The sequence below is a fragment of the Croceibacter atlanticus HTCC2559 genome (genome assembly GCF_000196315.1).
Classification (GTDB): Bacteria; Bacteroidota; Bacteroidia; order Flavobacteriales; family Flavobacteriaceae; genus Croceibacter; species Croceibacter atlanticus.
This window is the reverse complement of record NC_014230.1, coordinates 1324744-1343455: the sequence shown is the minus strand read 5'-3', so window position 1 is coordinate 1343455 and position 18712 is coordinate 1324744. Positions and strand designations below refer to the sequence as shown.

At 33.9% G+C, this 18712-nt stretch carries 15 protein-coding genes; 5 read left to right on the top strand and 10 right to left on the bottom strand.

The genetic code is table 11. The features are described from left to right. Positions 1–57: 57 nt before the first annotated feature. Both metK and CA2559_RS05985 read left to right on the top strand, forming a co-directional pair. Positions 58–1311, top strand: a complete 1254-nt coding sequence (gene metK / locus CA2559_RS05990; RefSeq protein ID WP_013186955.1) for a methionine adenosyltransferase — start codon at positions 58–60, stop codon at positions 1309–1311. A 77-nt stretch (positions 1312–1388) separates the two neighbouring features. Continuing rightward, positions 1389–3017, top strand: coding sequence for an amidase family protein (locus tag CA2559_RS05985; protein ID WP_013186953.1), 1629 nt, complete (start codon positions 1389–1391; stop codon positions 3015–3017). On the opposite strand, the gene CA2559_RS05980 is transcribed toward CA2559_RS05985, so the two are convergent. Further along, on the bottom strand, positions 3014–3934 hold the full coding sequence (locus CA2559_RS05980; RefSeq protein WP_013186952.1) for a DUF302 domain-containing protein: 921 nt from the start codon (positions 3932–3934) through the stop codon (positions 3014–3016). The genes CA2559_RS05985 and CA2559_RS05980 overlap by 4 nt on opposite strands. A gap of 140 nt (positions 3935–4074) precedes the next feature. Between CA2559_RS05980 and CA2559_RS05975 the strand changes: the two genes are divergently transcribed. Both CA2559_RS05975 and CA2559_RS05970 read left to right on the top strand, forming a co-directional pair. Further along, positions 4075–4857 (top strand): hypothetical protein, encoded by a 783-nt coding sequence (locus CA2559_RS05975; RefSeq protein WP_013186951.1) that lies wholly within the window; start codon positions 4075–4077, stop codon positions 4855–4857. A 6-nt stretch (positions 4858–4863) separates the two neighbouring features. Beyond that, positions 4864–5478: a deoxynucleoside kinase gene (locus tag CA2559_RS05970; protein WP_013186950.1), complete on the top strand. Its 615-nt coding sequence runs from the start codon at positions 4864–4866 to the stop codon at positions 5476–5478. Here CA2559_RS05970 and CA2559_RS05965 read toward each other — a convergent pair. The 8 genes from CA2559_RS05965 to argS all read right to left on the bottom strand — a co-directional run bounded on the left by CA2559_RS05965 (position 5475) and on the right by argS (position 17895). Then, the gene (locus CA2559_RS05965; protein ID WP_013186949.1) at positions 5475–6470 is read right to left on the bottom strand and encodes an App1 family protein; all 996 of its coding nucleotides are present in this window, start codon (positions 6468–6470) and stop codon (positions 5475–5477) included. The two genes, CA2559_RS05970 and CA2559_RS05965, sit on opposite strands and share 4 nt — an antisense overlap. 148 nt (positions 6471–6618) lie before the next feature. Further along, positions 6619–9063 (bottom strand): sodium-translocating pyrophosphatase, encoded by a 2445-nt coding sequence (locus tag CA2559_RS05960; protein WP_013186948.1) that lies wholly within the window; start codon positions 9061–9063, stop codon positions 6619–6621. Positions 9064–9178: 115 nt separating this feature from the next. Beyond that, the gene (locus CA2559_RS05955) at positions 9179–9706 is read right to left on the bottom strand and encodes an inorganic diphosphatase (RefSeq protein WP_013186947.1); all 528 of its coding nucleotides are present in this window, start codon (positions 9704–9706) and stop codon (positions 9179–9181) included. A 140-nt stretch (positions 9707–9846) separates the two neighbouring features. Beyond that, entirely contained in the window at positions 9847–10470 is a 624-nt protein-coding gene (locus tag CA2559_RS13560; RefSeq protein ID WP_013186946.1) for a response regulator, read from the bottom strand. Further along, positions 10470–13541, bottom strand: a complete 3072-nt coding sequence (locus tag CA2559_RS05945) for a ligand-binding sensor domain-containing protein (RefSeq protein WP_148232785.1) — start codon at positions 13539–13541, stop codon at positions 10470–10472. The genes CA2559_RS13560 and CA2559_RS05945 overlap by 1 nt, the downstream gene beginning before the upstream one ends. Positions 13542–13622: 81 nt before the next feature. After that, positions 13623–14507, bottom strand: a complete 885-nt coding sequence (locus tag CA2559_RS05940; RefSeq protein ID WP_013186944.1) for a bifunctional 5,10-methylenetetrahydrofolate dehydrogenase/5,10-methenyltetrahydrofolate cyclohydrolase — start codon at positions 14505–14507, stop codon at positions 13623–13625. A gap of 91 nt (positions 14508–14598) precedes the next feature. After that, a complete protein-coding gene (ffh, locus tag CA2559_RS05935; protein ID WP_013186943.1) occupies positions 14599–15927 on the bottom strand; it encodes a signal recognition particle protein in 1329 nt (442 codons plus the stop codon). A 189-nt stretch (positions 15928–16116) separates the two neighbouring features. Beyond that, the gene (gene argS / locus CA2559_RS05930) at positions 16117–17895 is read right to left on the bottom strand and encodes an arginine--tRNA ligase (RefSeq protein WP_013186942.1); all 1779 of its coding nucleotides are present in this window, start codon (positions 17893–17895) and stop codon (positions 16117–16119) included. Between the two features lie 159 nt (positions 17896–18054). Here argS and CA2559_RS05925 point away from each other — a divergent pair, with 159 nt between their 5' ends. Continuing rightward, a complete protein-coding gene (locus CA2559_RS05925) occupies positions 18055–18486 on the top strand; it encodes a hypothetical protein (protein ID WP_013186941.1) in 432 nt (143 codons plus the stop codon). Here CA2559_RS05925 and CA2559_RS05920 read toward each other — a convergent pair whose 3' ends face one another. Further along, entirely contained in the window at positions 18487–18690 is a 204-nt protein-coding gene (locus CA2559_RS05920) for an LPXTG cell wall anchor domain-containing protein (protein WP_013186940.1), read from the bottom strand. Positions 18691–18712: the final 22 nt, after the last annotated feature.

The following is an 18712-nucleotide window of genomic DNA, read 5'->3' as shown; positions in this document are numbered from 1 at the left end:
CCTTACGGCAATCTCGTCAAATCTTCTGTAATATAATTTAAAACTAAGATTACGTTTATGGCGTATTTATTTACTTCAGAAAGTGTTTCTGAAGGACACCCAGATAAAGTGGCAGACCAGATTAGTGATGCCTTATTAGATAATTTTTTAGCTTTTGATCCAGACTCTAAAGTAGCTTGTGAAACCCTAGTTACAACAGGGCAAGTTGTACTTGCTGGCGAAGTAAAAAGCGACACATACTTAGATGTGCAGCATATTGCACGTGAGGTTATTAACAATATTGGTTACACCAAAGGTGCATATCAATTTAGCGGTGACTCTTGTGGCGTTATCTCATTAATACACGAACAATCTCAAGACATTAATCAAGGTGTCGATAGAGCTAACAAAGAAGAGCAAGGTGCAGGTGACCAAGGAATGATGTTTGGTTATGCTACCAAGGAAACAGAAAACTACATGCCTTTAGCATTAGATATTTCTCATAAAATCCTTATTGAACTTGCAGCACTAAGACGTGAAGAAAAAGACATTACTTACCTAAGACCAGATGCGAAATCTCAGGTTACTATTGAGTATAGTGATGATAATATTCCGCAACGTATTGATGCTATTGTTGTTTCTACACAGCACGATCAATTTGATGAAGATGAAGTAATGCTTTCTAAAATAAAGGAAGACATTATAAACATCTTAATACCTAGAGTTAAAGCTCAAATGCCAGAATATGTGCAACAGCTTTTTAATGATGATATTACCTACCATATTAACCCCACTGGAAAGTTTGTAATAGGTGGTCCTCACGGAGATAGTGGCCTAACAGGTCGTAAAATTATTGTAGACACATATGGTGGTAAAGGTGCTCACGGTGGCGGTGCTTTTTCTGGGAAAGATCCTAGTAAAGTAGACCGAAGTGCAGCTTACGCAGCAAGACATATTGCTAAAAACCTTGTGGCTGCAGGCGTTGCAGATGAAATACTCGTACAAGTTTCTTATGCTATTGGTGTTGTAGAGCCAACATCTATTTATGTTGATACTTATGGCTCTAAAAATGTAGCGCTTACAGATGGTGAAATTGCCAAGAAAGCTGCCGAAATATTTGATATGCGTCCAGCTGCAATCGAAAAACGTTTAAAACTTCGTAATCCTATTTATTTAGAAACTGCAGCTTACGGTCATATGGGTAAAGAACCAAAAACTGTAACAAAAGTATTTGAGTCTCCTTACTCTGGAAAAATTACTAAAGAAGTAGAGTTATTTACTTGGGAAAAATTGGATTTTGTTGATAACGTAAAGAAAGCGTTTAACCTTTAAGTTCAATTTTATTTAGACTTTTAAAAACCATCTGTATAAACAGATGGTTTTTTCTATTTTTATACAAATCATTTATCATGAAATTTACCTACTCATTTTTATTCCTATCAACATTCTTCTTAATTATTTCTTGTAAAACAAATTCTGAAGAAAAAGAGCAGGAAATACTTTGGACAGCCTATGATGAAACTTTAGAGCTTGAAATGCAACAGGAGCACCAAAACAGCCGCATGCAGTTTGAGTTAATACAATCAAAAGTTTTAGATAAAAATGAAGTATACCAACCGCTAAACAAGGAAGTTTCATCATTTACTAATGAAAGATATGAAGCCTTAAAGCCACTAATTTTAGAACAGGACATTCCTACAATTCAAAACCATATTAAAGAAAGGTCTTTAACTTATGAAGACCTTACACTGTTTTACCTAAAACGTATTTATAAATTCGAATTGGATTCAACCAAAACTTTAAATGCAATAATTGCTTTAAACGATGAGGTTTTAAATGAAGCCAGAGCTAAAGACAAAGACACTACCACCAACAAGCATCCTATATTCGGAATGCCAATTTTATTAAAAGATAATGTAAATACTAAAGGAATGGCCACTACTGCTGGTGCGGTAGCTTTAAAAGATAATTACACAACAGAAGATGCCAAGTTAGTTGAAAATTTAAAAGCAAACGGTGCTTTAATTTTAGGAAAATTAAACCTGAGTGAATGGGCATATTATTTTTGCGATGGCTGTCCTCTGGGCTATAGTGCAATTGGAGGACAAACACTTAACCCTTACGGAAGAAAAGCATTTGAAACTGGCGGAAGTAGCGCAGGAAGTGGTGTTGCAACTGCTGCTAATTATGCGGTTGCCACAGTTGGTTCTGAAACTGCAGGATCTATCATATCACCTAGTAGCCAAAACTCTGTAGTAGGATTAAAACCCACAATAGGCGTAATTTCTGGAGATGGTATTATCCCTATTTCACATACTTTGGACACTGCAGGACCTATGACCAAAAACGTAACTGATAATGCTATTGTTTTAGATGCTATGACCTCTGTTAATTATAAAAGCATTTTAGAGGAAAACGTATCCCTAACCACTAAAACATTCGGAGTATACAAACGCTTACTAAATGATTCAATTTATAAATCTACAGTTAAATTTATTGAAGATAGCGGTGCAACTATTGTCGAGCTTGATGAACCAGAGCTTCCATTAGATGGATTCCTAACTCTACTTAACCTTGAAATGAAAGATGATGTTCCTTCTTACTTAAGTTCATATGCATCTAAAGATATAACTGTTACATCTCTTGAGGATGTTATGGCGTTTAATAAGAAAGATAGTGTTTTACACATGCCATACAACCAAGAACTTTTTGATGGTATTATAGCAGATTCTACTTCTGTAGAAGAATTTGAAGCAATAAAATCCACTCTTTTAAGTAATGGGAACGCGTTTTTTCAAAATGATATGAAGGCACATCAATTAGACGCAATTCTATCTATTAATAATTACCATTCTGCTTATGCAGCTGTAGGATTTCATCCTTGTTTGGCAATGCCTATGGGTTATAAAGATACTGGAGAACCAATTGCATTAACTTTTATTGGAGCGCCAAATACAGAGCGAGAGTTATTAAAAATGGGCCTTGCGTTTGAAACTGCAAGACCCATTAGAGTGCTTCCTAAAAATTACAAGGACTAGTTAGTCGCTGAAATTGCTAAATTATTCAAGGCGTTAGTAATATCTTCTAATGTACTGTTTTGAGAATTAGAAATTAAGTGTCTAGATTTTAAAAAGTTTGGATTGTTGTAAGAAACTTTTACCTCTCCATTTTCATCTTCCCACACTAAGAATTTTTGTGGCAAATCTAATGCTGTAGTTTGAGAATCTTGCATTAGCGGTGTACCTAAATTTGGGTTGCCAAAAACTATAACACTTGTAGGCCTTAAGCTTAACCCTGCATTTTGGGCATTCTCTTGGTGGTTAAGTTCAAAAACCAATGATAAATTGGTATTATCTATGATAGAGTTTCTCAAATTATTATACGTGGTAGAAAAATTGTTTTGACTTACCAATGTAATAACACCTTGACCACTGTTTATACTCGCACTGGAGTTAGTAAGTACTTCATTTTGCGTAGTTGTATTAACAATACTCTCTAAAGCAGATTCAATTTGTGGTAAAGTATTAGCACTTTGCACTCCATATCTTGTAGACAAATAATTAACAGAGTTATATGAAGCAATAACCTCATTACTCGCATTTTCATACACTAAAATATGTTGAGGCAGATCTAAACCTGCTAATTGGTTTTCTTGCATTACTGGTGTACCTAAGATAGGATTTCCGAAAAAGATAATTCTTGTATTACGCAATGACTGGTTAACGCTTTGTGCATTTGCTGTATGGTTAACTTCTGCTAAAACAGAAATATTACTATTACTTTGTAACGTGGCTCTTATACCATTGTAAGTAGTAATAAAATCGCTTTGACTGTTAGAATATGACAAGCCAGCAGTTGTGGGCTCATTAAATGCATTAGGATCTCCATTATCGTCATCTCCACCACAGGAAACAAGTACAAAACAAAGACTTAAAATAGATAGGATTGATTTCATTTTTTTATTTAAATTTTGGATAAATGTAACGTAGTAGCTACTACTTTTAATAGTATTTAACCGCCTTTAACAAGCCGATGTTAAGGAACTATAAAATATCATTAAAGTATTGGCCTAGAATTTGTATTTTCAACTCCTATATGAGACTATTTATTCTATTATTTTTAGCGTTTTGCTTTTCTACTTATGCTCAAGACATTGCTGTAAAAGCAATTAGCAAAACTACCGTAGAGACAGATACTTTTGTTGGTGTAGATGAGTACAAGAGTTTATACCACATTAAGGATAATATTTTTTACAAAAAAGAAAGCGGAAAAACATACCAGTTTAATGATTTTCAATTGGGTGATCTTACACACGCAGATATATTAAACCCTCTTAAAATTGTATTGTTTTATGAGGATACAAACACCGCTGTAATTTTAGACAATACACTGTCTGAAATTAAACGAATTAATTTTAATCAGATTAATGAATTTAGAAACATACAATTTGCAACAACAGGCATAGATAGAAATCTTTGGCTATTTAATCTTGACTTACAACAGTTAGAACTTTATGATTATAATAGAGATGAGATTGTAGCTAATACACAACCAATTTCTGAAACTATAGAACTCCAAAAATCTAATTATAATTTTTGCTGGTTACTCACAAAATCTGGAATCCAGAAATATAACATTTATGGCAGCTTGATGAGCGATTTTAAATTGCAGGACGTCATCACCTTTAATGAAAAAAATGGAAACCTAGTAATTGCAAATACTACGTCTTTATATTATCTAAAAAAAGGGAACACAGAATTTCAGCTCATAAAGCTCCCAAAAATTGATGTTAAACAGTTGTTTTTGGATATTGAAAACCTCTATCTTTACGATGGTGAAACACTTCATCATTACCAATTACAACTACCAAAAAACTAGACCATTATGCACGTTGCCATTGCCGGAAACATTGGTGCTGGAAAGACCACGCTCACAAAACTACTTGCCAAACACTATAATTGGGAACCAGAGTTTGAAGATGTTTTAGACAATCCTTACTTAGAGGATTTTTATAACAAAATGGCCAGATGGTCTTTTAACCTTCAGATCTATTTTTTAAACAGTAGGTTTAGACAGGTTTTAGATATAAGAAAACATGGTAAAGATGTAATTCAGGATCGTACAATTTATGAAGACGCTTACATTTTTGCTCCCAACTTACATGCCATGGGATTAATGACAAATCGTGATTTTGAAAACTACAAATCACTTTTTGAGTTAATGGAGAGTGTTACAAAGGCACCAGATTTATTAATTTATCTGCGTAGTAGCATCCCTAATTTAGTAGGTCAAATACATAAACGTGGTCGTGATTACGAGAACACCATTTCAATAGACTATCTAAGCAGACTTAATGAGCGCTATGAAGCTTGGATACACGATTATGACAAAGGGAACCTACTTGTTATAGATGTAGATGATATTGACTTTGTTAATAGTCCTGAAGATTTAGGTGGCATCATAAATAAAATAGACGCACAAATTAATGGCTTATTTTAAGCTATTAATTTTAGTTGTTTTGCGTGTTCTAATACTTCTTCTGAATCTTTAAACAAGAGTACTGGTACGTTAGTGTAATCTTTAATTAGACGTTGTATACGCAACATTCTTTTTTTGTGATTTACCGTTCTTATATAAATAGCTTTTATCCTATTTGGAAAGTGCTTGACAATATCTAGGTAAATATCGATGTCATGTTCTCCAGCGTCACCAATTAAAACAAACTTTTTGTTAGGATAAGTTTTAATTATATTTTTTATCTCGTGTTCTTTATGAGATAATTTTCGTTTTTTAGTTTTATCAAATGGTGTTCTAAAATCTCTTAAAAGTATTGGCCCTTTAGGGAAGTTATTATGCTTTAAGAAATACTCTAAATACCTATAAAGATTCCAAGGGCTGTTACTTACATAAAAAATTGGATTTGCCTCTTCTCCACTTATACCTTGATGTAGTTTAGAATAAATAGTAGCTGCACCAGCAAATGCCATTCGGTTTTCTGCGTGCTTAAATAATGAATTTACAAGCACTTTCCATTTTAACTTTGAAACTACACCAGTTTCTAACAGTGTATCATCTATATCACTTATAACACCAAATTTTGATGATTCTGATGGTATGAGCATCTCTCCTGGAAATCTATTTTCAAGATTAATGAGCTTATCCTTAAACACATCATACGCTATTTCATAGTTTAACCAACCTTCTTCATTAATGCTATCTGTAAGATCATTTGTCTGCTCATCTACCAAATAATAACCTTCGCTATTGGTATCTGAGTACAACACCTGTTCGTTTGGTAGTTGAATTTTTAATGTCTCATGCCTTACCTCATCAGTTTCAAAACGTTTCCAAGTATTTCTTAAGAGACTGAAAAATCCTTTTTTAGATAAATCTATAGATTCGTCTTCGAGTGCTCTTCCTCTTAAATATAAATGAGTTTTAGTACCGTAACTCTGAAACGCTATAATTTGAAGTGGGTCTTTTTTAAACATGCAATGAAGATAGTTAGTCTATAGCATTACCAGCGAGTCTTTAAGAAAGCTATAATACAACTTTGATAAATTTTTTACATTTTACTACTAAAAAAACCGGTTGTTACATACAGTAACAACCGGCTATTAATTTAATTATAACGTGTAATTACTCTTTATCTTTCACCTTAATTTTAATACCATCTACATCTTTTAACTGAGAGCGTACTTCTTCTTCTGTACCTCTAAAAGACTTCTCTTCGATAGTTGTTTCGCCATTTACTGTTCTTCTAATTTCAACGTTAGCAACAACTTCTCCGGTAGCGTCATTTTTTACCATCTCCACTACAGTTTCAGTTTTGTTATTAAGGTCTTGAGTGCCTTCAATAATAACGTTTTCACTAACCTCAATAGTTTCAACTTCATCTATATCAGTTTCAGCTGAATGACCGCCTAATATAGGTGCTATCACTAATCCTATAAGACAAGTTAGCTTTATTAATATGTTCATTGAAGGACCAGAAGTATCTTTGAAAGGATCTCCAACAGTATCTCCAGTAACTGCTGCTTTATGAGCATCACTACCTTTATAGGTCATTTTTCCATTAATCATCACACCAGCTTCAAAAGATTTCTTAGCATTATCCCAAGCACCACCAGCATTGTTTTGGAAAATTGCCCAAAGCACGCCACTAACTGTAACACCTGCCATATAACCTCCAAGCATTTCTGCAATTGCTAAAGTGCTCATTCCAAAAAGCATTGGCACAAAAGCAATAATAAGTGGAAAGCCTATAGTTAATAAACCTGGCAACATCATTTCTTTTAAAGAAGCCTGAGTAGAAATTTCGACACATTTATCATATTGTGGTTTTCCTGTACCTTCCATAATTCCTGGAATATCTCTAAACTGTCTGCGTACTTCTTGTACCATTTGCATAGCTGCTTTTCCTACGGCATTCATAGCCAAGGCAGAAAATACAACTGGAACCATACCTCCTACAAACAACATTGCTAAAACCGGAGCTTTAAAAATGTTTATACCATCTATTCCTGTAAAAGTAACATAGGCCGCAAAAAGTGCTAATGAAGTTAATGCTGCAGAAGCAATAGCAAAACCTTTTCCTGTTGCTGCCGTTGTATTACCAACAGAGTCTAAAATGTCTGTACGCTCACGTACTATTGGTTCTTGCTCACTCATCTCTGCAATACCACCAGCATTGTCTGATATTGGTCCAAATGCATCAATTGCTAATTGCATAGCCGTTGTTGCCATCATTGCTGAAGCGGCTAATGCCACACCATAAAATCCTGCAAATGCATATGAAGCCCAAATGGCACCAGCAAATAACAATACAGATGGGAATGTAGAAATCATACCCGTTGCTAATCCTGCAATAATATTTGTTCCTGCACCTGTGCTAGACTGTTGTACTATTTTTAATATTGGTTTTTTACCAAGACCTGTATAAAATTCGGTTACAGAAGAGATAACTGCTCCTACAAAAAGACCTACTAAGGTTGCATAAAACACACGCATAGACGAAATATCTTGAAGGCCTTCACCAAAGAATTCCATTTTCATAGTTTCTGGCAACATCCAAGTCACTAATGCAAAACAAGAAATAGCCACCAATATAATTGACACCCAATTTCCTAAGTTTAACGCACCCATAACTTTATCTTCTTTAGCCTCATTGCTGTTAATTTTAACCAGCATAGTACCAATGATAGAAATGATAATACCAACACCTGCAATTGCCATTGGTAAAAGAATTGGGCCAATACCGCCAAAAGCATCTGTAATAGCGCCACCCATATCTTTTATCACATAGTTACCAAGAACCATTGCTGCTAGAACTGTTGCTACGTAAGACCCGAATAAATCTGCTCCCATTCCTGCAACATCTCCAACATTATCTCCAACGTTATCTGCTATTGTAGCAGGATTACGAGGATCATCTTCTGGAATACCAGCTTCTACCTTACCAACTAAATCTGCGCCAACATCTGCTGCTTTAGTATAGATACCACCACCAACACGAGCAAAAAGTGCAATAGACTCTGCACCTAATGAAAATCCTGCTAAGGTTTCTAATACTATTGTCATATCCATAGTATTGGTCCAAGAAGCGCCCATAAACGTATGGAAGAAAATGATAAAAAATGCTGTTAACCCTAACACTGCTAAACCGGCTACACCTAATCCCATTACAGTACCGCCACCAAAAGATATCTTAAGGGCTTGCGGCAAACTTGTTTTTGCTGCCTGCGTAGTTCTTACATTGGTTTTAGTAGCGATTTTCATACCTATATTTCCTGCGAAAGCAGAAAAGACTGCTCCAAATATAAATGCAACTACAATTAACCAATGGGTAGTAGGTACAACAATTGAAACTATAGCGAGCAGAACACTTACTACAACAACAAAAATTGTAAGTAATTTGTACTCTGCGCTAAGAAATGCTAGTGCACCTTCGTAGATATGGTCTGAAATTTCTTTCATCTTACCATCTCCAGCGTTTTGTTTCATTACCCAAGATTGTTTAACCCACATGTAGATTAAACCTAAAACTGCCATTGCAATTGGCATGTAAATCATAAATGACTCCATAATATATTTGATTAGTTATTTTTAAGAAAATCAAATGTAAGACAATGACATAAATAAAAAAAGCAATAATTTTTTGAGAATTATTGCTTTTTTTAACCGGTAATAAATGAATTATTTATTTTATACTAACTTCCTCTGCAGGAATATCACTTTCTTGATATCTTATGATACATTTAGAAACAATTTCTTTTGCTTCATTAACGTCTCCCCAACCACCAACATCTACTTTCTTCTCTTCTAAATCTTTATATACTTGGAAAAAATGCTCAATCTCCTTTATTAAGTGAGGATTAAGTTCATTTAGATCATTTACATTGTTTGCAATAGGATCACTTATTGGAACACAGATAACTTTCTCATCTGGTCCTTTTTCATCTGCCATATGAAAAACTCCAATTGGCTTAACCTCTATAACACAACCAGGAAATGTTGGCTCTGTTACAAGCACCAATACATCTAAAGGATCTCCATCTAATGCTAATGTTTCTGGCATAAAACCGTAATCTGCAGGATACATCATAGATGAAAATATCATACGATCGTAACGAATTTTCTTTAATTGAAAATCGTATTCATATTTGTTTCTGCTTCCTTTTGGAATTTCGATAAGCACATCGAAAGTTTTAATCTTACTTGCTGTCATTATGTTTTGTTTATAAACTTCGTCATTTTTGGGGGTGCAAAAATACGCATTTGTTTCAGAAGTAAAATCATACTTACACTTTATTATTAGGTTAAATAATATCTAAGTTGCAGTATGGCAAGTGTATTGAGATGTTTTAGTTATGAAACTTCATATAATTTAGAAGACAATGCAAAGTTTATAAGTTCAGACATTGTATTCATATGTAGTTTCTTTTTAATATTCTTTTTATGAACCTCAACTGTATGAGCAGAGATATTTAGATTATCTCCTGTTTCTTTTGCAGTTTTCCCAGACGCTAATACAATTAGCACTTGTTTTTCTCGCTTAGTAAGCTCCTCTATTTGTTCTGAATAACGAGCCACTTCCTCAATGCCTTCGACTTCTTTCTTGTAGTTAAGCATAGCAAGATCTATAGTTACTTTTAGCTGTACCTCATCAAACGGTTTAAGGAGGTATGCGAATGGCAGTACTTTTTTTGCTTTATTTATAATGTCCTGATCGCTATATGCTGTTAGGAACACCACAGGAATGCTTTTTATTTCTTTTAGTTGTGACGCTACATCTATTCCATCTTTTTCCTCATTCAAGTTTATATCTGTAAGTAAAAGTTGATAGTCGTTGACAGAGAACAACTCATAGGCTTGCTTAAAATTCTTAGCAGTATCTACCTTAATCTTGGCATACTTCTCTAAGGTTATCTTAATATCCTTTGCTATAATAAACTCATCTTCAACCAGAAGAATTCTTTTAATGTTTTCCATTATTTACAATCTATTTTAATGCTATTTACAACACCGTTATCGGTATTGGTTTCTAGGGCTCCATCCAATTGCGATACCATATCTGAAACCAATCCTACGCCCAAAGAGCTCGATTTAATTTCATCTAAGGTATATCCGCAACCATTATCTTCTAGTGTAATGAGTAATGTATGGTTTATTTTTTCACAAGAAATTTTCAAGTAGTTATCCTTATTATATGTTTTAAAGGCATATTTAAAGGTATTTGTAACCAGCTCGTTGAGAATTAACCCCAATAAGGTGGTATTAACTTCACAAAATCCTGTTCGCTTTAAGTTATAAATTATTTCGAACTTCATCAAACCGTCATCTGCTAAAAGCTGAAGTATTCTTGGCACAAACTCTTCAATAAACTTTTTAACGTTTATCTTTTTCTGGTCTATTTGAATTTCATTCTGAATATAAGCAATAGCTAAAATTCTATTTTTGGCTATTAACAAACTATCCTTTGCCTGGCTATCAACCGTGGCAGATTGTATATTTAACAAACTGGAAATTATCTGAAGATTGTTTTTTACTCTATGATTTAGCTCCTTCATAAGAAAGCTAATATTATCCTTTTGTTGAGAGGTTTTTTTATTGGCTTTTTCTAAAGCTTTATTTTTAAGCAATAAGTCTTGAGTGCGCTGATCTACCAACCTAGAAAGTTTTTCCTTATCTCTCTTTAAAGCATTAGTTTCTCTTAATACTATACACACCCCCATTGCAAAAATGCATAAGACAAGCAGTATTTTAAAAACTATAGTTTGGTACCATAATGGCTTAACAACTATGTTTAACACCTTAGGATCGCTCCATTGCCCTGTCATTTGTGAAGCAGATACATAAAATGTATACTCTCCAGGATTTAAATTTGTATACGTAGCGTTTTGACGTTGCGTAGACGGACTCCAACTTTCATCAAAATTATCAAGCTTGTACCTGTAAAATGTTTTTTCTGGGTTTAAATAACTTAATGATGAAAAATTAAGTGTGATTACATTTTCATCACTTTTAAAATATAAGGTGTCATTATTTCGCAGAGTAGATTCTATTGGAGCGTTAAACAACTCGACAGATTCAAAATATACTTTAGGTTGGTATGGATAATCCTTAATTTTAGATGGCTGAAACTTATTAAAACCATCTATACCTCCAAAGTAAAAATAGCCGTCTTTATCCTTATAGCCAGACTTCCCATTAAACTCATTATTTTGCAAACCATCCTCACTCGTATAGTTTTTAAACTCTTTAGTTTTGGAGTTTAAAACTGATATTCCCTTATTAGTAGAAACCCAAACATTATTAGCCTCATCGATTAACAAGCTATAAACAAAATCATTAGGAAACCCTTTTTGCTTTATAAACTTTTCTGTCTGTAAGGTGGTTGTGTTTAACTTAGTGATTCCAGAACTGGTACCTATCCAAATAAAACCGTTATTATCTTCATTAATTGCAAAGATTCTATTACTAGTCAAGCTCTTTTCCTTAGCAGCAGTTTCGGTAAAATGATGCTCAAACTCTAAGCTACTATTTAATTTATAAAGACCTTCATCTGTACCTAACCATAAATTACCTTTACTATCCTTAAGTGAAATTCTTGCTCTGTTTATTCGCTTACCATTTATTAATATAGGTGTAAATGTTTCTGTCTCCGTATTAAATTCAGAAATTCCGCCAGTCCAGGTACATAGCCATAACTTGTTATCTGGCATTGGTATTATTTCTAATACCTCATTATCGGGCAACGTGTTTTCTTTATAAGGATGTTTTAAATACTGCTTAAACCTATCTTCTGAAGGTATGTACTTTAAAAGTCCATCAAAAATACCTCCAGCCCAAAGTGTATTATTTTCATCTTTGGCAAACGCATAAATTATATTTGCATTTTTATGTTTATATAGTTTATAAGTGTTCTTGTAGGTGTTATGTTTTACAACTCCAAATGAGCTTCCCAACCATAATAATGAATCTGTATCCTTATAAAAAGGAAAAATATTAATGTTAGTAGACTTTAATACATCATTTAAACGAACTCTATTGGTTTCAAATTTTTTCTGAAAACTATTATAATGTACTACACCATCTCCTTCTGTACCAAACCAAGTATTTCCATTTTCATCTGAAACAATCTCATTGGCTGTAAAAGGCTTATAAATCTTTTTTGAAGTGTCTTTTACGATATAGGAAGTTACGCCATCAACTTCATTGAACTCTAACAACTTAACCTGAGTTGCTATAAAGAATGTGCCTTCAGATTTTTTCGAGATATGGTTTACAGAAACACCATCTACATATTTCTTTAGTGATTTAAATTGCTTGTCTACTGTATAAATTCCCGTTATGGTACCAATTAAAAAACCATCGACTAGGGCTTCAATTTGAGTGATAAGTTCTAAACCTTCAATTTTAAATGGTTTAACAATACCTGTTTTTATATTAAATACCAGTGGACCAGAAGCCGATGTCGTAAAGATGTACTCTGTCTCATTAATAGCATCTACATCTAGTACTCGACTTTCTCGGGAGTTAGTTGGCAGCTTTACTATTACCTCGCGTTTAGTTTTAGTATTGTAAACAGTTGCATAATTTTTAAATGAAAACAGTAAGAAGTCTTCATTTAACGGAAAGATACCATAGCTTATACCTAGGTTAAGGTTTTTATTATTTTTCTTTAAAGCAAAGAATGTATTTTTTGAGAGTTGGTACCCTAAAATACCTTTGGTGTTAGAGGCTATCCAAAGCGTATCTCCTTTTGCGTATAAACCTCTTATGTGATCGTCTTGAATAGAGTTAGAATCATTAGGGCTTGCAGTGAACAGTTTAAATTCATAGCCATTAAATCTATGAAGACCATCTTCTGTTCCTACCCATAAAAATCCGTTTTCATCTTGAGTAAGTGCGTTAGCATTTAATTGCACCAAGCCTTTATCTTGACCTAAGTGATTAACCATTAAAGTATCACTTAATATTTGAGAGACTCCTGTTTGGCAATGCATAAAAACACAAAGGCCAACTACAATTATTTTAAATATGCTGTAAGGAAACTTCAACTAAATTAAGGTAATGCTTAACATCATCGCTAATATAGTTGATTTATAAGTAATTATCTTCTAAATGCTGAAATTATAGCCCTATACAAGGCCTCTGTGACGCTCTCTTGCTAAAAGAGTGTTTTTCAACAACATAGCAATCGTCATTGGTCCTACACCACCAGGAACAGGTGTAATAAAGCTTGCTTTTTTGCTAACATTTTCAAAATCTACATCGCCAGTAAGGTAATATCCACGTTTTTTTGTTTCATCTGGAACACGTGTAATCCCTACATCAATTACCACAGCATCGTCTTTTACCATTTCTGCTTTTAAGAAGCCAGGCACGCCTAATGCTGTAATTATGATATCTGCTTGAGATGTAATTTGAGTAATATTTTTTGTGCGGCTATGTGTTAATGTTACAGTTGAGTTTCCTGGAAATCCTTTTCTACCCATTAAGATACTCATAGGTCTTCCAACAATATGACTACGACCAATAACAACGGTATGTTTTCCGCTTGTCTCTACCTCATAACGCTCTAACAGCTCTAAGATACCAAATGGCGTTGCAGGAATAAACGTTGTCATATCCAGCGCCATACGTCCAAAGTTTGTAGGGTGAAAACCATCTACATCTTTATCTGGATCTACCGCCATTAGCACTTTTTGTGTGTCTATTTGTTTTGGTAACGGTAATTGCACTATAAACCCATCTATATCTGAGTTTTCGTTAAGTTCTTTTATCTTTTTAAGCAATTCTGTCTCACTAGTTGTGGACGGCATTCTTACCATTGTTGACTCAAATCCTACACGCTCACAAGATTTTACCTTGCTATTTACATACGTTAAACTTGCACCATCGTTACCAACAATAATAGCTGCCAAATGAGGGACTTTCTCATTATTAGCCTTCATTTTATTAACTTCTTCAGTTATCTCTAACTTAATTTTTTCTGAAGTTGCTTTACCGTCTAGTATGGTCATTATATTTGGTTTATGTAGTAACTATGTGTGAACAATAACTCTTATTAATAGTACTTATTTAGGTTATTAATGAAACAACTGTAGGATAAGCTTAACGCATTTTACCCATCATTTGCATCATTTTCTTTCCGCCACCACCTTGCATCATCTTCATCATTTTACTCATTTGAGTAAACTGCTTTAACAGTTGATTTACTTCCTGAACACTAGTTCCGGAACCTTTAGCAACACGCTTTTTTCTACTAGAGTTTATAATACTTGGGTTTGATCGTTCTTCAGGTGTCATAGAATGTATTATAGCTTCAATACCTTTAAAAGCATCATCATCTATATCTATATCCTTCATCATTTTTCCAGCTCCAGGAATCATTCCCATAAGATCTTTCATAGACCCCATTTTCTTAACCTGTTGTATTTGCTTTAGGAAATCATCGAATCCAAATTGATTTTTAGCAATTTTCTTCTGTAGCTTTCTAGCTTCTTCTTCGTCATATTGTTCTTGAGCACGTTCAACAAGAGACACAACATCTCCCATTCCCAAGATACGATCTGCCATACGAGATGGATAGAAAACATCGATAGCATCCATCTTTTCTCCTGTACCAATAAATTTTATTGGTTTATCTACAACAGATTTAATTGAGATTGCAGCACCACCACGAGTATCACCATCTAATTTAGTAAGGATTACACCATCAAAATTTAAGGTATCATTAAACGCTTTTGCAGTATTTACAGCATCTTGACCTGTCATAGAGTCGACCACAAATAATGTTTCTTGCGGCTGTATAGCTTTATGAATGTTAGAGATTTCTGTCATCATCGCTTCATCTACAGCTAAACGACCTGCGGTATCAATAATCACAACATTATGACCATTTTGTTTAGCGTGCGCTATTGCAGCTTTAGAAATAGCAACAGGATCTTGGTTTCCCTCATCACTAAACACCTCAACACCAATTTGCTCACCTACGACGTGTAATTGATTTATTGCTGCTGGACGATAAATATCACAAGCAACTAATAAAGGTTTCTTTGTCTTTTTATTCTTAAGGAAGTTTGCTAGCTTACCGGAAAAGGTGGTTTTACCAGAACCTTGTAAACCAGACATAAGAATTATGCTTGGATTACCAGAAAGGTTTATACCTTCTACCTCACCACCCATAAGTTCAGTTAGCTCATCTTTTACAAGCTTAACCATTAATTGGCCTGGCTTAAGGTCTTTTAATACACCTTGTCCTAATGCCTTTTCTTTTACCGTAGAGGTAAATTCTTTGGCTATTTTATAGTTAACATCGGCATCAACTAAAGCACGACGTACTTCTTTTAATGTTTCTGCAACGTTTACTTCTGTAATTTGGCCGTGTCCTTTTAGGACGTGAAGGGCTTTATCTAACTTATCACTTAAACTATCGAACATATTCGGTCTTCCTTGAAATTTTTAGAGTGCAAATTTAGGGAAACCCATTAAGATTGTAAAGTTTTTAAGTCGTCATATTATTGACAAACATTAAACTATAGCCATTTAATTGAAAAATTAATATGCTTTAGCAAAAGTTACCAATTCTTAAACCTTTTTAATTTGAAATAAACTAATAAAAAAAGGAGACTACATTCTTACAGGAACCTGTATTCCCAATAAGCTAAAAGCATCTTTAATTAGTTCAGAAACTTTAAAAGACAATGCTACCCTAAAGGTTTTTAGCACCTCATCATCTGTTCCTAAAATTGTAACATTTTGATAGAAGGAATTAAACTCTTTAACCAAATCGTAAGTGTAATTTGCAATTAATGCAGGACTGTGTTGTTGCGCCGCCTGCTGAATAACTTCAGGGAATTGTAACATTATTTTTAACAACTCCTTTTCCTTTGGGTGTAAGCTCTTAGGTGTTTCTGCTACTGGAGCGTTTGTATCTAACTTAGATTTTCTTAGGATAGATTGTATTCTGGCATAGGTGTATTGTATAAACGGACCTGTATTACCTTGAAAATCGACTGATTCTTCTGGGTTAAATAAAATTCGTTTTTTAGGATCTACCTTTAAGATGTAATATTTTAATGCACCTAAGCCTATTGTTTTATAAAGTTCTTCTTTTTCTTCTGCAGAGTAACCATCTAGCTTTCCTAAATCTTCAGATAAGGTTTTAGCAGTTTGCGTCATATCTACCATAAGATCATCTGCATCTACAACAGTACCTTCACGAGATTTCATCTTTCCGCTAGGCAAATCGACCATACCATAGCTTAGGTGGTACAGATACTCTGCCCAAGAATATCCTAATTTCTGTAAGATTAAAAAGAGAACCTTAAAGTGATAATCTTGCTCATTACCTACTGTATAAATCATACCTCCTACATCTGGGTAATCTTTAACACGCTGTACTGCTGTTCCCAAGTCTTGAGTCATATAAACTGCAGTACCATCACTTCGTAATACAAGCTTTTCATCCAAACCATCTTCCGTAAGGTCACACCATACAGAACCATCTTCTTTCTTAAAAAACACACCTTTCTCTAGGCCTGTTTCTATAATATCTTTACCTAAAAGGTAAGTGTCACTTTCATAATAATACGTGTCAAAATCTACACCTAAATTAGTATAGGTTTCCTCGAAGCCTTTGTACACCCAACCGTTCATCATTTTCCAAAGATTTACTACATCTTCATCTCCTGCTTCCCACTGTTTAAGCATAGCTTGTGCTTCCAACAACAACGGTGCTTGTGTTTTTGCTTCTTTTTCTTCAGTGCCAGATGCTACAATCTCAGCTACTTGTTTCTTATATTCTTTATCGAACCTCACATAATAATTTCCAACTAGCTTGTCTCCCTTAAGGCCTGTACTTTCTGGCGTTTCTCCTTTACCAAATTTCTGCCAAGCCAACATACTTTTACAAATGTGTATGCCACGATCGTTTATAATTTGAGTTTTATAAACGTTCTTACCAGAAGCTTTTAATATTTCAGACACAGAATATCCTAACAGATTATTTCTTATGTGCCCTAAATGAAGTGGTTTATTTGTATTAGGTGAAGAATACTCTACCATTACAGCATCTCCTTCAGCTTTCTTAAATCCAAAATGTTTTTCTGAAAGTATCTCTTGAAAAGCAGCATTGTAATATAAATCTGATATTACAATATTTAAAAACCCTTTTACAACATTAAATGCCGAAACCTCTTCAACGTGTTCAACTAAATAGTCTCCAATTTGATTACCAATTTGGACAGGATTGCCTTTTACAACACGTAACATAGGAAACACCACAACAGTAATATCACCTTCAAACTCCTTTCTGGTAGCCTGAAATTCAACTGATTCTAATCTTGCATCATATAAAGATGATACTGCGTTTGTAACGTGAAGGTTTAAAGTCTCTTGAAGTGTCATTTACTTAGGGTTTTTCCGTTTGCAAAGATAGTATTTTCAGAAGGTTGAAAATATAAAGCTTAAACAGATTTTAAGAATTGGTAGATAATAGAAACTTTAGTTCAACTTTAAAATTTGTTTCATCATAATTAACGTGTTACTAATTATCTTTACGAGACTATGCTAAGAAACATTTCGTATAACAATCCTAAGATTAAAAAGGAAATTGAAGCCGCTATTGGTAAAACATTTACATTATCACAACGCTTTAAAATGAACGGTATAGGTTCTTCTAAACTATGGATTACAGCGACCAGCATTGAAATTCACAATTTACTCATATTAGACAAATACAATAATGCATGTAATATAGAGATGAGACCTAACGGTATTATTATTGGATTTAGAAGCTTGTTAGAATCTTACGGCTTAATTATACCGTATTGGAAACTTAAGATTTACAAAGGCAAAGCAGAAGAATACAGTTTATACTGCGACAAACATTTTATAAAAATTAGAGCCAAGAAGGACGACAAAAGCACCCATAAGTTTATTAAGAAAGTCATTAACTACAAAGCAGATCACCTACCTTCACAGATAGACGATTTATAGTTAGCGTTTTCTAAATGCAATACCACCAATTAGTGCTAAAATACCTAAGCCAATCATAGCATAAGATTGTGTATTATCTCCTTGTGCCTGAACTTGCAATGGACCAGCATCTAAAGAAACTTCTGGAGTTATGGCTGTATATAAACCGTATCCTATTAAAACGACTCCAGCAATTAAAAGCACAAATTTAAGCGTATTATTCATTATAAAAATCTTAGGTATTGTT